This window comes from Streptomyces sp. NPDC093094 (assembly GCF_044754345.1).
GTDB lineage: Bacteria > Actinomycetota > Actinomycetes > Streptomycetales > Streptomycetaceae > Streptomyces.
Map to the genome: position 1 here is coordinate 279,031 of NZ_JBIVOX010000008.1, position 14,943 is coordinate 293,973.

Annotated in this window: 7 protein-coding genes; 6 read left to right on the forward strand and 1 reads right to left on the reverse strand. The window is 74.9% G+C overall.

The features are described 5' to 3' along the window. The first annotated feature begins 90 nt into the window (after positions 1–90). The 6 genes from ACIQGV_RS19360 to ACIQGV_RS19385 are packed head-to-tail and all read left to right on the forward strand — an operon-like array spanning position 91 to position 13,712. Entirely contained in the window at positions 91–6,639 is a 6,549-nt protein-coding gene (locus ACIQGV_RS19360; protein ID WP_402496246.1) for an SDR family oxidoreductase, read from the forward strand. Beyond that, a complete protein-coding gene (locus ACIQGV_RS19365) occupies positions 6,633–11,051 on the forward strand; it encodes a beta-ketoacyl synthase N-terminal-like domain-containing protein (protein WP_402496247.1) in 4,419 nt (1,472 codons plus the stop codon). The genes ACIQGV_RS19360 and ACIQGV_RS19365 overlap by 7 nt, the downstream gene beginning before the upstream one ends. After that, positions 11,048–11,332: an acyl carrier protein gene (locus ACIQGV_RS19370; protein ID WP_402496248.1), complete on the forward strand. Its 285-nt coding sequence runs from the start codon at positions 11,048–11,050 to the stop codon at positions 11,330–11,332. Before ACIQGV_RS19365 ends, ACIQGV_RS19370 begins: the two co-directional genes overlap by 4 nt. Before the next feature lie 4 nt (positions 11,333–11,336). Beyond that, on the forward strand, positions 11,337–12,113 hold the full coding sequence (locus tag ACIQGV_RS19375; RefSeq protein ID WP_402496249.1) for an alpha/beta fold hydrolase: 777 nt from the start codon (positions 11,337–11,339) through the stop codon (positions 12,111–12,113). Between the two features lie 28 nt (positions 12,114–12,141). After that, positions 12,142–13,335 carry a glycosyltransferase gene (locus ACIQGV_RS19380; RefSeq protein ID WP_402496250.1) on the forward strand — a complete coding sequence of 398 codons (1,194 nt, stop codon included), beginning with the start codon at positions 12,142–12,144 and terminating at the stop codon, positions 13,333–13,335. A gap of 5 nt (positions 13,336–13,340) precedes the next feature. Then, positions 13,341–13,712 carry a hypothetical protein gene (locus tag ACIQGV_RS19385; RefSeq protein ID WP_402496251.1) on the forward strand — a complete coding sequence of 124 codons (372 nt, stop codon included), beginning with the start codon at positions 13,341–13,343 and terminating at the stop codon, positions 13,710–13,712. Positions 13,713–13,779: 67 nt separating this feature from the next. On the opposite strand, the gene ACIQGV_RS19390 is transcribed toward ACIQGV_RS19385, so the two are convergent. Beyond that, a complete protein-coding gene (locus ACIQGV_RS19390) occupies positions 13,780–14,769 on the reverse strand; it encodes an aldo/keto reductase (RefSeq protein ID WP_402496252.1) in 990 nt (329 codons plus the stop codon). Between the last annotated feature and the right edge of the window lie 174 nt (positions 14,770–14,943).

Consider the following 14,943-nt stretch of genomic DNA (forward strand, 5'->3'; position numbering starts at 1 on the left):
TTCGCGCAAATGGGAGCGTTGCGCCCATCCGGACGGTTCCGCCCGTACCGGTTCCTCAGGCCAGGCCGCCCGTGCACTGGAGGTTGTCCGTTGGCTGATTCGATGCTGTCCGCGTCGGTTGTCGGCATCAGCCCGTTCGGTCCGTCGGCACGCGTGGTCGCCGCATTCTGCGCGGCGGGCGGGCTCGGCGTGCTCGATCTGGGTGCCGGGGACCGCCATGCCCGCGAGCAGCTGCGGCTGACCCGGACGTGGACCACCGCCCCGTTCGGTGTGCGGCTGACCGCCCGGGGCGGGATCACGCCCGCCGAGCTGCCCGGGGGCGTGGACACGGTCCTGCTGGACGCCGGGCTGGCGGACCTCGTGCCCGAGGCGGCGGCAGAGGGCCGGCGGGTCCTGGTCGAGGTGACCGACGAGGCGCAGGCGCTGGCGGCGATCGCGGCCGGGGCGCACGGGGTGATCGGCCGGGGTGCCGAGGCCGGCGGCCGGGTGAGCGAGCTGTCCGCGTTCGTACTGCTGCAACAGCTGGTCGCGCTGGGCGTGCCGGTGTGGGCCTGCGGCGGGATCGGCCCTCACACGGCCGCCGCGGCGATGGCGGCCGGAGCAGCCGGTGTCGTGCTCGAAAGCCAGCTGGGGCTGCTCGACGAGACCGACCAGCCGCCGGGGATCGCGGCGGCCTTGCGGATCATGGACGGCTCGGAGTGCGAGCTGCGCGACGGGCGGCAGGTGCTGCGCGCGCGGTCCGGCGGGAGCGAGGTGCCGGTCGGCCAGGACGGTTTCCTCGCCGCCGAGTTCGCCTCCCGCTGCACCGATGTCGCCGGGGCGGTGCGCGCGGTGCGGGCCGCGGTCGACGCCGCGGGCACCACCGGCGGATTCGGCCCCCACTCCGTGCTGGCCCGCCGGCTGGGCGTGCGGCTGCCGGTGGCGCAGGGCCCGATGACCAGGGTGAGCGACCGTCCCGCCCTGGCCGGCGCGGTGGCCGAGGCCGGCGGTCTGCCGTTCGTCGCGCTGGCCCTGGCCGGGGCGGACGCGAGCCGGGAGGTGCTCGAGTCCACAGCGGCGGAACTGGACGGAAGGCCCTGGGGCGCGGGCATTCTGGGCTTCGCGCCGGAGGAGACCAGGGCCGCTCAGCTGGCCGCCGTCCGGGCGGTCCGCCCGGCTGCCGTGATCATCGCGGGTGGCCGGCCTTCGCAGGCCGGTGAGCTGGAGGCGAACGGAATCGCGACGTTCCTGCATGTGCCCTCGCCGCGGCTGCTGACCCAGTTCCTGGACGCGGGCGCGCGGCGGTTCGTGTTCGAGGGCTCCGAGTGCGGCGGCCACATCGGTCCCCGGACCAGCTTCTGCCTGTGGCAGGCGCAGGTGTACGCGCTGCTGGACTTCCTCGACGCCCGTCCGGGCACCGAGGTCGACGTCCTGTTCGCCGGCGGCGTGCACGACGCCAGGTCGGCGGCGGCGGTGGCCGCGCTGGCAGCCCCGCTGACCGCGCGCGGCGCGGGGGTCGGGGTGCTGATGGGCACCGCCTACCTGTTCACCGCGGAGGCCGTCGGCAGCGGCGCGATCGGCGGCGCCTTCCAGCGGCAGGTGCTCGCGGCGCGGTCGACCTCGGTGCTCAGGACCGCGCCCGGGCACCTGACCCGCTGTGTGGCGAGCCCCTTCACCGCGGAGTTCGGCCGGATCGGCGCGCGACTGCGCGGGCGGGGCCTGCCGGAGCGGGAGGTCTGGCAGCGGCTGGAGGAACTGAACGTCGGCCGGTTGCGGGTCGCGGCGAAGGGAGTCCGCCGCGACGGTGCCGGACTGTCCGCGGTGGACGAGGAGACGCAGCTGGCGGAGGGCCTGTTCATGGCGGGCCAGGTGGCGGTGCTGCGCGACGAGGTCGGATCGGTGGCCCGGCTGCACGCCGAGGTCACCGAGGGCGCGTCGGCGGTGCTGGCCGGGATGGCGGCGCGGCCGCGTCGCCCGGCGCGCACCGGGCCGGCCGCACCGCCGCCGCTGGACATCGCGATCGTCGGCATGGCCGGGGTGTTCCCCGGCGCCCCGGACCTGGCCTCGTTCTGGGCGAATGTCCTGGGCAATGCGGACGCGGTGACCGAGGTGCCCGCCGAGCGCTGGGACCCCGCCGTGCACCACGGCGACACACCGGACCGAGTCCCCTCCCGCTGGGGCGGTTTCCTGCCGCGCATCCCGTTCGACCCGCTGGCCTACGGGATTCCGCCGGCCTCGCTGGCCGCGATCGAGACGGTCCAGCTGCTCGCGCTGGAGGTGGCGGCCCGGGCGCTGGCCGACGCGGGCTGCCCGGCCGGGGGGCCGGACCGGGAACGCGCGGCCGTGGTGTTCGGCGCCGAATCGGGCGGCGAGCTGGCCAATGCCATGACGATGCGCGCGACGCTGCCGTCCTATCTCGGCGAACTGCCCGCAGGGTTCGGCCAGTTGCCGGAGTTCACCGAGGACACCTTCCCCGGTGTGCTGGCCAACGTGATCGCCGGACGGATCGCCAGCCGGCTGGACCTGCGCGGCCCGAACTTCACCGTCGACGCGGCGTGCGCCTCCTCGCTGGCCGCGCTGGACGTCGCCTGCCGGGAACTGGTCTGCGGCAACGCCGATCTGGTGCTGTGCGGCGGCGCGGACACCCACAACGGGATCTACGACTACCGGTTGTTCGCCTCGGTCGGCGCGCTGTCCCCGACCGGCCGGTCCCTGGCGTTCGACGGCTCCGCGGACGGGATCGTGCTCAGCGAGGGCGTCGGCTGCGTGGTGCTCAAGCGGCTCGACGAGGCGGTGGCCGCCGGGGACCGGGTGTACGCGGTGATCCGGGGCATCGGCAGTTCCAGCGACGGCCGTTCGCTCGGCCTGAGCGCGCCACGGCCGGACGGGCAGCGGCTGGCGCTGCACCGCGCCTACGCCAACGCCCGCCGCTCGCCGGCCGAGGTCGGGCTGATCGAGGCGCACGGCACCGGCACCGCGGTCGGCGACCGCACCGAACTGGCCACACTGGAGGCGGTGTTCGGCGAGGCGGGCAGCGAACCCGGCAGCGTCGTGCTGGGGTCGGTGAAGTCGCAGATCGGGCACAGCAAGTGCGCGGCCGGGCTGGCGGGGCTGATCAAGGCGGCACTGGCCGTGCACACCGGGACCAGGCCGCCGACCAGGCTGCTCACCGAGCCGAACGCGCAGTGGAGCCCGGCGAGTCCGTTCGCGTTCCACACCGCCCCGCAGCCGTGGGCGAGACCTCGTGCGGAACGGCTGGCCGGGATCAGCGGGTTCGGGTTCGGCGGGACCAACTTCCACGCCGTGCTGTCCGGGCACACCGGGCCGGATCCGCGGCACGGCGCACAGCAATGGCCGGCCGAGCTGTTCGTGTTCGCCGACGCGGCGGACGCCGCCTGGCTGCGTGAGGTGCTCGACCGGCATCCGGCGGCCCGGTTGCGGGACCTCGCCCGGACGGCCGCCGCCCGGTTCGACCGCGCCGGCCGTACCGCCGAGTTCGGGTTCGTGGCACGGGACCTGCCGCAGCTGCGCCGAGCGCTGGAGGCCGGCGAGCGGGCCGAGGGCGCGGTCCGCGGGGACGGGCACGGGCCGGGCAGGCTGGCGCTGCTGTTCCCCGGGCAGGGCAGCCAGCGGGTCGGCATGCTGGCGCCGCTGTTCGTGATGTTCCCGGAGCTGCAGGAGCTGCTGCGGCTGGGCGAGCGCTGGGCGGGCACGGTGTTCCCCGGGGCCGCGTTCGACGAGGACACGGCCGCCGCGCAGCAGGACCGGCTGCGCGACACCCGGGTCGCCCAGCCCGCGCTCGGCATCGCCGGGCTGGCCGTGCACCGGTTCCTGTCCGGGCTCGGTGTCGCGGCGGACATGGCCGGCGGGCACAGCTACGGCGAACTGGTCGCGCTCTGCGCCGCAGGAGCGCTCGACCCGGACGAGCTGCTGTCGCTGAGCCGGGCGCGGGCGGCGGCGATCCTGGCCGCGGCCGGCGAGGAACCGGGCACGATGGCCGCGGTGAGCGGCGACGCCGAGACGGTCACGCGGCTGCTCGCCGGCCTCCCGGACGTGGTGGCGGCCAACCTCAACTCACCGGCCCAGGTGGTGGTGTCCGGCCCGGCCGCCGCGGTCGGCGCGGCGCTGGAGGTGCTGCGGGACAACGGGTTGTCCGCCAGGAGGATCCCGGTGGCGTGCGCGTTCCACAGCCCGGTCGTCGCCGGGGCGGGCGCGGCGTTCGGCACCGCGCTGGCCACGGCGGCGCTCCGTGCCCCGGAACTGCCGGTGTACGCGAACCGGACCGCGGCCCCGTATCCGGCGGACCCGGCGGCGGTCGCCGCGGAGCTGAGCGCGCAGATCGAGGCGCCGGTGCGGTTCCGCGAGATGATCGAGGCGATGTACGCGGCGGGCGCGCGGACCTTCGTGGAGAGCGGGCCGGGCTCGGTGCTCAGCGGACTGGTCGCCGCGACCCTCGGCGACCGTCCCCACCGCACGGTCGACCTCGAACGGGCGGGCGGCGGCCTGCCCGGCGCGCTGACGGCGGTGGCGGAGCTGGCCGTCACGGGGGTGCCGCTGCGGTTCGGCCGGCTGTTCGCCGGGCGGGACGCGGTGGATCTGGCCCGTGCGGCCCCGGCCGCCGCGCCGCGCTGGACCGTGGACGGGCACGCCGTGCGCACCGCGGACGGCGCGTACCTGCCCGGCGGTGTGGTTCCGGCACGCCCGGTGTCCCTGCCCTCGAGTCCGCCCACGCACGCGGCCCGGACGGACCCCGACGAGCTGATCACCGACTACCTGCGCACCAGCCGGGAGATCGTCGCCGCGCAGCGGGACGTGCTGCTGGCCCACTTCGGCGCGAAGGCCACGCCCTCCCCGGTCGTGCCGGGCATCCCGGAACCGCGCCCCGTACCCGAGGCGCCCATGGCCGAGGTGCAAGCGGTCGAGGCGCCGGCGGCCGGGCCCTCTCGCCGGCGCACGAGCACGCTGGACGAGATCAGGTCGATCATCAGCGAGCGGACCGGCTACCCGGCCGATGTGATCGAGCCTCAGCTCGATCTGGAAGCCGACCTGTCCATCGACTCGATCAAACGCACCGAGCTCGTCGGCGAGCTCGCGGCCCGGTACGCCGCACAGGGCGTGCGGCTGGGCGACGCCGAGATCGAGGAACTGGCACGGGTCAAGACCGCCGCCGGGCTCGCGGACTGGCTGCAGGAACGGCTCGGGGCGCCCGCCGGGTCCCCCGTGGACGTCCCGGTGCCGGCCGCGGTGCCCACCGGGGTCGTGCCCGGCCGCTACCTCCTCGTCCCGGTCCCGGCCGAGGCCGCACCGGTGACCGCGCTGACCGGGCACACCTTCGCCGTCGTGGACGGCGGCACCGAACTGACCGCCGCACTCGCCGCGGAACTGGCCGCGCACGGCGCGTCCGTCGTCCCCGGACCGGCGGACGGAGTGATCCATCTCGGCGCGTTGTCCGCCCGGGCGGCGCTGCCCGCCGCGGTGCCCGCGCTGCGCGCCGCCGCCGGGGCACGCTGGCAGTTCGTGGTCGCCCCGGACGCGGATCCGGCCGCGGACGGCCTGCGCGGCTTCGTGCGGGCGCTGGCCAGGGAGCGGCCGGACGCCGTCGTCCGGCTGGTCGAGACCGAGCCGGGCCTGCCCGCCGCCGCGGTGGCCGCCAGGGTCGTCGCCGAGCTGTGCAAGGGGCCGGACCACCCCGTCGTACTGAGCGGCACGCCACGCCGCGCGCTGGCGCTGACCGAGACCGGCCTCGGTGCGGTCGGCACGGCGGGCGGCGGGCCCGACCTGCAGGGCGGCGCCGAGGCCGAGGCGCTCGGCCTGCGCCGGGACCGGGTGCTGCTGCTGATCGGCGGCGCGCGCGGGATCACCGCACGATGCGCGGCGACCGTCGCCACCGCCGCCGCCTGCCGGATCGTCCTGGCCGGGCGGACTCCCCCGCAGCGCGAGCCGGAGCCGCCGGAGGTCGCCGCCGCGACCGGTCTGCCCGAGGTGCGCGCCGCACTGGCCGCGCGGGGTCTGCGCGATCCGGCCGCACTGGACCGGACGGCCCGGGACACGCTCGCCCGGCGCGAGGTCGAGGCCACGCTCGCCCGGCTGCGCGGGCTGGGCGCCGAGGTCTCCTACGCCTGCCTCGACGTGACCGACGACGAGGCCGTCCACCAGCTGGTCAAGCAGACGTACACCGAGCACGGCCGACTGGACGGGGTGGTGTTCGCCGCCGGAGTGATCGAGGACCGGCTGCTGGACGAGAAGGACGACGCCTCGTTCCGCCGGGTGTTCACCACCAAGGTCGACGGCGCGGCCGCGCTGCTGGAGGCGCTGGCGGAACTGCCGGACGGACCGGAGTTCGTGGTGCTGTTCGGCAGCATCGCGGCGGTGCTCGGCAACCGGGGCCAAACCGACTACGCGGCGGCCAACGACGCGCTGGAGCGGCTGGGCGAACGCTGGGCGGCCGCGACCGGCCGCCGCGCGCTGACCGTCCACTGGGGACCGTGGGCCCCTGATCCGGTGCACGGCGGCATGGTCACGCCCGAGCTGGCCGCCGCCTACGAACGGCGCGGGATCGGGCTGATCGACCCCGAGGAAGGCGCGCTGGCCCTGCTGCGCGAACTGGCCTGGGGCGATCCGGAACTGCGGTCCGTCGTCTACACGGCGCCGGGATGGTGAGCGCGGACGAGCGGGCGCCGGTCGCGGTCGTCGGCATGGCCGCGCTGTTCCCCGGCGCCGCGGACCTGGACGCCTACTGGCGCAATCTGGTCGAGGGCGTGGACGCGATCACCGACCTGCCCGCGGACTACGGCCTGCCGGCCGCCCGGTTCGCCGGCGGACGCGGCGGGTTCCTCGGCGAGCTGGCGACCGTGGACGTGCTCGAACTCGGCGTGATGCCCAGCGCGGTGCCATGGACCGAGCCGGACCAGCTGATCGCCCTGCATGTCGCGGCAGGCGCGGTCGCCGACGCGGGCGGCCCCAGGGTGCTCGGCGACCGGGACCGTACCGCGGTGATCCTCGGCCGCGGCGGGTACCTGACCGCCGGACTGGCCAGGATCGACCTGCGGGCCAGGGTCGGGCACCAGCTCGTGCACACCCTCGCGGAGCTGCTGCCCGAACTGGACCAGGACCGGCTGGACCGGGTGCTGGCGGCGTTCACCGACGCGCTCGGCCCCGCCGATCCGGGCGCGCAGATCGGCCTGGTGCCCAACCTGGCGGCCTCCCGGGTGGCCAACCGGCTCGGCCTGGGCGGCCCCGCCTACACCGTCGACGCGGCCTGCGCGTCCTCGCTGATCGCCGTGGACCACGCAGTCACCGAACTGCGCGCCGGTCGCTGCGACGCGGTGCTGGCCGGCGGCGTGCACCACGGTCACGACGCCACCCTGTGGAGCGTGTTCGCCGAGCTCGGCGCGCTCAGCCGCACCGGCGGCATCCGGCCGTTCGCCGCCGACGCCGACGGACTGCTGATCGGCGAGGGCACCGGGGTGGTCGTGCTCAAGCGCCTGGCCGACGCGCGCCGCGACGGGGACCGGGTCTACGCCGTGGTGCGCGGCACCGGAGTGGCCAGCGACGGCGGCGGGGTGAGCCTGATGCACCCGGCGGTCAAGGGCCAGGTGCTCGCGGTCCGCCGGGCGTGGGCGGCGGCCGGCCTCGACCCTGCCGAACCCGCCTCCCTCGGACTGCTCGAAGCACACGGCACGGCCACCCCGGCCGGGGACGCGGCCGAACTGGCCACACTGCGCGAGGTGTTCGGCGGACCGCAGGACTCGGCACCCGCGGTGATCGGCTCGGTGAAGTCGATGATCGGCCACACGATGCCGGCCGCCGGGATCGCCGGGCTGATCAAGGCCGCGCTCGCGGTCCACCACGGCACCCTGCCTCCGACACTGCACTGCGCCGAGCCCAGTCCGGCGTTGGCCGCGACCCGGTTCCGGCCGCTGGACACGGCGCGCGAGTGGACCGGCGAGGGCCCTCGGCGAGCCGCGGTGAACGCGTTCGGCTTCGGCGGGATCAGCGCGCACGTGATCCTGGAGCAGGACCACGCGCCGCGGGTGACCGTGCACGAACCGGTCAAGGTGCTGCGGCTGTCCGCGAAGGACCCCGGGCGGCTGGCCGAGCTGCTGGACTCCGGCACCGAGCCGCTCCCCGCGTCGTCCGCCGCGGACGTGTGCCGGCTGGCCGTGGTGGAACCGACGCCGCGCAAGCTGGCCACGGTCCGCCGGGTGCTCGCGGCCGGGCGGCCCTGGCGCGGCCGCGGCGACATCTGGTTCAGCCCGCGGCCGTTGCTGCGCGACCCGGCGGCGAAACTGGCCTTCGTCCATCCCGGCCTCGAAGCCGACTTCGCCCCGGCGATCGCCGACGTGGCGCAGCGGTTCGGCCTGCCGCTGCCGCAGCTGAAGGCGGGCGACGTCGGCCGGCACGGCACGGCGGTGGTCGCCGTCGGACGCCTGCTGGACACCGCGCTGCGCCGGCTCTCCGTCACCCCGGACCTGGTCGCCGGGCATTCGGTGGGCGAATGGACCGCGATGGCCACCGCGGGCATGTACGACGAGGCCGAGCTGGAACAGGTGCTCAGCACCTTCGACCCGGACGGCTTCCAGGTGCCGGACCTGGTGTTCGCCGCGCTCGGCCGGGGTGCCGCGCACATCCTGCCGGAGCTGGCCGCCTACCCGGAGATCACGCTCTCCCACGACAACTCCCCCCACCAGTGCGTCGTCTGCGGGCCGGCCGAGCAGGTGGACGAGCTGCTCGCCGCGCTGCTGGAGGAGCGGGTGATGGGCCGGCGGCTGCCGTTCCGCTCCGGGTTCCACACCCCACGGCTCGCGCCGTACCTGGCGCAGATCGAGAAGGACTCCGACCGGCTGGCCCTGCGCCCGCCGGCCGTCCCGGTCTGGTCGGCCACGACCGCGGCACCGTACCCGGACGACCCGGACGAGGTGCGCGCGCTGTTCCACCGGCACCTGCTGGAGACCGTCCGCTTCCGCCCCATGATCGAGCGGATGTACACCGCCGGCACCCGGGTGTTCGTCCAGGTCGGCCCGGGGCAGCTCGGCACGGTCATCAGCGATGTGCTGCAGGGCAGGGAACACCTGGCCGTCGCGGCGAACTCCGCGAGGCAGACCGGGCTCGGCCAGCTGGCCAGGGTCACCGCCGCACTGTGGACGGAGGGCGGCACCCCCTCCGACGAGCTGATCACACCCCGCCCGTCGGCGCCGGGCCGGCCGGTCCGGCTGGTCCGCCTCGCGCTCGGCGGTCCCGTGGTCACCCTGGGCGCGGCGGCCACCGGGCTGATCGGCAGAACCGCCGTGCCCACCACGGCCTCTCCCGCCGTGCCCACCACGGCCCCCGCCGTGCCCACCACGGCCTCTCCCGCCGTGCCCACCACGGCCTCTCCCGCCGTGCCCACCGCGGCCCCCGCCGTGCCCACCGCGGCCCCCGCCGTGCCCACCGCGGCCTCCGCCGTGTTCGCCGTGTCCGCCGCGGACGGACCGGTGCCGCGGGAACTGGCCGCGCTGCTCGCCGAGACCGAGGAGGCGGCACGGGCCGTGCTGGCCGCGGCGACCCGGCGGGAGCGCGGCACGGACGACACACGCGAGTTCTCCCTCACCGCCCAACCGCACCTGCGGGACCACTCGTTCTTCCAGGTGCCCGCCGGCTGGCCGGACGAGCACGACCGGTTCCCGGTCGTCCCCGCGACCGAACTGGTCCGGCAGATGACGGCCGCCGCCGAGAACGCCTGCCCCGGGCAGATCGCGGTAGCCGTGCACGACGCCAGGTTCGAGCGCTGGCTGGCCGTCGAACCGCCGGTCCGGGTCAGGTTCACGGTCGTCCCGCTGCGCCCCGGCCGGGTCCGCGTCGTGGTCCAGGGGCACGCCCACGCCGAGGTCGAACTGGCCGCCCGCAGGGACACCCCGCCGAGAGCGGCTCCGCCGCCCGCCAGGACGGAACGGAAACCCCTGCTCACCGCCGAGGAGCTGTACTCCAGGCGATGGATGTTCCACGGCCCCGCCTACCAGGGCGTCAGCGACATCACCGCGATCGGCGAGCGGCACGTCCGCGGCGTGATCACCGCACCGGCCGCGCCGGGCGGCCTGCTCGACAACGCCGGACATCTCGTCGGCTACTGGATCCTGGAGCAGTTCGAGCGCAACAGCCGGGTGTTCCCGGTCCGCTTCGGACGGATCCGTCAGTTCCAGCGCACACCGCGGCCGGGCGAACGGCTGGACTGCCTGGTCGAGATCACCTCGGTCACCGAGGACGCGGTCACCGCCGACATCCAGCTGATCCGGCCCGACGGCACGCTCTGGGTGCACGTCCACGGCTGGCAGGTGCACCGGTTCGCGAGCGACGAGAAACTGCGGGCGCTGGAGCGGGACTGCGCACAGGTGCTGCTCGCCGACCGGCACGGCGAATGGTTCGCGGTCCACGAGACCTGGCCGGACCTGGCCAGCCGGGAGATCATGGCCCGGCACTTCCTCGGCGCGCAGGAGTGGGCGCAGTACGAGCGGCAGTCACCGCGCACCCGCCGCCAGTGGCTGCTGGGCCGGATGGCGCTCAAGGACGCCGTCCGGGCCCGCCTGCTCGGCCCAGGCCGGGGGGTGTTCCCGGTCGAGGTGGCCGTCGGCAACGACGCCGGCGGACGGCCCTTCGTCCGCGGCCGGCACGGAAGGGTGCTCCCCGAGCTGGACGTGTCCCTCTCCCACCGGTTCGAGGTCGGCGTGGCCATCGCACGCCCGGCAGCCGGCGGGGTCGGCATCGACGTCCTCGACGTCACCGACCACGCGCGGTCCACCATGGACGTCGCGTGCGGACGGCCCGAACGAGAGCTGCTCGCCGGATCGGCGGCCACGACCGGAGAGCCGGAATCTCTGTGGTTCACCCGGTTCTTCGCCGCCAAGGAGGCTGCCGCCAAAGCCGACGGCACCGGGCTGCGCGGGCGGCCCGACCGCTTCGAGGTCACCGCGGTGGACCACGACCGGCTGTGGGTGCGCACTCCCGAGCGCACCCACCGGCTGGCCGTCGCGCCGCTGCGCCACGGCACCCGCGACTACGTGGTGGCCTGGACGCTGCCGAGAAAGGACGAGACATGACCGGCCGGACGGTGCTGGACGAGATCGCCGCACTGATCGAGAAAGTGCTGGACGGATACGATCCGACCGGCGCCGAGATCACCATGGGCACTTCGTTCCAGCAGGATCTGGGATTCGAGAGCGTCGACGTGGTCGTGCTCGGCGGGCACCTCGCCGACCTCTACGGCGACGCGATCAACTTCCCGAAGTACCTGAACGAACTCGACCTCGACCAGATCATCGCGCTGACCGTCGGCGACCTGGTCGAGTACGTCGAGTCCTGCCTGGTCACCCGGGGCTGATCGGATGTTCGTCCACGCCAACGGGGTGAAGCTGCACGTCCGCCGGCTGCCCGACCCTCCTCGGCCTCAGGAGGACCGGCCGGCCGTGGTGTTCGTGCACGGACTGTCCGATTCGCTGGCCAGCTTCTACTTCACCCTGGTCAGCCCGGTCGTCGACGCCGGGTTCGACGTGATCACCTACGATCTGCGCGGGCACGGCCGCAGCGGGCGCCCGCCGACCGGCTACGGCATCGACGACGGGATCGCCGATCTCGCCGCGCTCCTCACCGGACTCGGCGTGACCCGGCCGGTGCATCTGGTCGGCTACTCGCTCGGCGGCACCATCGGCTACGGCTTCGCCCGGCGGTTCCCCGAGCGGGTGGCCACGCTCGTCGCGCTGGAGGCCGAACCGGCGACCGAGCACTGGGCGCGGCGAACCGCGGCCGGATTCGACGAGGTGGCGGAACACCTCGCGCGGGAGGGCGGGCTCGTGGCGGAGCATCCGCTGATCGAACGCGCCGCGGCCGTGGCCCGGCGCCTGTCCGAGGAGACCACGGCACGCACCGATCTGCTCGCACCGGCGTCGTGGCTGACCGGCGATCAGATCGCCGGGATCACCATGCCCGTGCTGCTGGTCGTCGGCGGGATCTCCGGCCTGAGTGCCCGGCTGGACGAGTTCACCGGCCTGCTGCCGGATCTGACGGTCCGCGTCATCGCCGGCCAGGAGCACATGCTGCTGGTGCACAGCCCGCGTGAGGTCGCCGAAACGGTGGTGCCCTGGCTGGAGAAACACGGGCGATGAGTGAGCACCGGCCCCTTGAGGGCCTGCGGTGAGCCGGTTCCTGTTCGTGGTCCCGCCGTTCGTGGGTCATCTGAACCCGCTGCTCGCGGTCGCCGCCGAGCTGACCGCGCGCGGGCACCAGGTGGCCTGGGCGGGCAACGAACCGTGGCTGCGGTCCAGGATCCGCAGCGGCGCCCGGGTGTACGACGTGATCACCGCGGACTTCGTGCGCCGCGCGGACGACCGGCCCGCCGAACTGCGCGGCGCGGCGGCACTCAAGTACCTGTGGCAGGACTACCTGGTGCCACTGGCCGAGGCCACGACCGGTGCCGTCGGTCGGGCGGTCGCCGAGTTCCGCCCGGATGTGCTGGTCGCCGACCAGCAGGCGTTCGCGGGGGCGCTCGTCGCCGAGCGGACCGGGATCCCGCTGGCCACCACGGCCTCCACCTCGGCCGAGATCGTCAGCCCGCTGGCGCCCAAGGTCGCCGAGTGGGTACGCGGCCTGCTGCACGGTCTGCGCGCCCGGTTCGGGGATCCGGCTGCCACGACGGATCTTCGGTTCGCCGGCGATCCTGTGCTGGTGTTCACCACAAGGGCGTTGACCGGCCCGGTCGACACCACAGGCCGCCCGATCCATTTCGTCGGCCCGGCGATCGGAGGCCGGCCGGCGGCCGAGTGGTCCTGGCCGTGGGGCACGTCCGACGCGGCGGTCCTGGTCACGCTGGGCACCGCCAACATCGATGTCGGCGAACCGTTTCTGGCGAGGGCGGCCGAGTTCTTCGCCGGCCGCCCCGATCTGCCGGCGATCATCGTCGACCCGGCCGGTGATCTCGGCCCCCAGCCGGACACGATCGCCGTCGTCCCGAACGTGCCGGTGCTGTCCGTGCTGCCACGCTGCGCCGCGGTCGTCTGTCATGCCGGCCAGAACACCGTCTGCGAGGCGCTCTGGCACGGTGTACCGCTCGTCGTCGCCCCCATCCGCGACGACCAGCAGCTGATCGCCGGACAGGTGGTCGCGGCGGGCGCCGGTGTCCGCATCCGCTTCGGCCGCTCCGACGCGACGCGGATCGGCCAGGCCGTGGACACCGTGCTCGGCGATCAGGGTTTCCGTACGGCCGCGACCGCCGTCGGCGACTCGTTCCGCGCCGCGGGCGGCGTGACCGCAGCCGCCGAACGGCTGCACCGGCTCGCCCTCGGTACAGGTGGTCACCGCATCGAGGAGTCCGCGCGCCCGGCGGGGTAGCGGAGGTGGACTGCCCGGACGGGCCTGCGCCGGTCTTCGCCCCGCCGCCCGCGCCGCCCCGGCTGCCGTACGAGGAGCTCCGCGCGGCGCTTGCCCGGGTACCGGAGGACGGCAGGGTGGACGAGGCCGAGGTGCGGCGTACGCTCGCCGCCCTGGACCTGCGTCCGGCGATCCGTACCGAGGCGGAGGCGGACGGCGGCCGGGTCGGCGTTCTGCTGTCGGTACAGGGCAACGGCTTCGACGCGCAGGACTGTCTTCTTGCCCGCGTGGGTCCCGGCGCCACGGAGGTGTGGGTGCCGCCCCGGATCCAGCGGATGCCCGGAGAGGGCGGCTGCACCGTCGGCAACGCCCTGGGCCCGAGACCGGCACCGCACTGAGGACCCCGGTGGGCGGGGCCCGGCCCGGTCCGCGCGTACCGCGTGTCCGTGGTCTCGACGCGACCGTCTAGCGGTCGACGGACCTCATCCCCGCTTCGTCGTACCGCTCACCCGCTGCCGCGGGCAGCTCCGAGTCGATGCGGGCCATGTCGTCCGCGGTCAGCTCGATGTCGACCGCGGCGGCGTTCTGCTCCAGGTACGTGCGGCGCTTGGTGCCCGGGATCGGGACCAGGTTCTCCCCCCTGGCCAGCACCCAGGCGATGGCCAGCTGGGCCGGCGTCACGTCCTTCTCGGAGGCGATCTCCTTCACCTTCGCCGCCAGCCGCTGGTTCGCCTCCAGGTTGGCTTCCTGGAAGCGCGGGTTCTGGCGGCGCCAGTCCTTCGCGTCCAGCTCGTCCGGCGAGGTGAACCGCCCGGCGAGGAATCCGCGGCCGAGCGGCGAGTACGGCACGAACCCGATGCCGAGTTCGTGGCAGGCGGGCAGCACCTTGGCCTCCACGTCCCTCGACCACAGTGAGTACTCGCTCTGCACCGCGGTGATCGGGTGCACGGCGTGGGCGCGGCGGATGGTCTCCGCGCTCGCCTCGCTCAGCCCGATGTACCGCACCTTGCCCTCGGACACCAGCTCCCCCAGCGCACCGACCGTCTCCTCCACGGGCACGTTCGGGTCGACCCGGTGCTGGTAGTACAGGTCGATATGGTCGGTGCCCAGACGCTGCAGAGAGCCGTGGACCGAGCTGCGGACGTGTTCCGCCGAGCCGTCCTGCCGTCCCACCGTGCTCATGTCGCCGGGTACCGCGTCGTCCATCCGGTAGTTGAACTTCGTGGCGATCACGTACTCCTCACGGCGCCCCCGGATCGCCTCGCCGACGAGGGACTCGTTGGTGAGCGGGCCGTACAGCTGTGCGGTGTCGAGGAAGTTCACGCCGAGGTCGAGGGCCCGCCGGACGGTCGCGATCCCCTCCTCGCGGTCGGTGGATCCGTAGAAGGCGGAGATGCCCATGCACCCGAGGCCGATGGCGGATACCTGGAGGTCTCCCAGACTGCGCTTCTGCATGCCGTGTCCCTTCGCTCGTGCCCGTTCTGCGGACGAGCGGCACGAAGCCCTCGTCCTTGTGGCGACAGGTTCGACCGTCCCCGTGTCGCGCGGTGCACGCCAGGACGACGGAACCCCGCGGTGTCTTCGACGCTACGGCCTGGAGCGCACTCCAACGCAAACCGGCCCACGCCC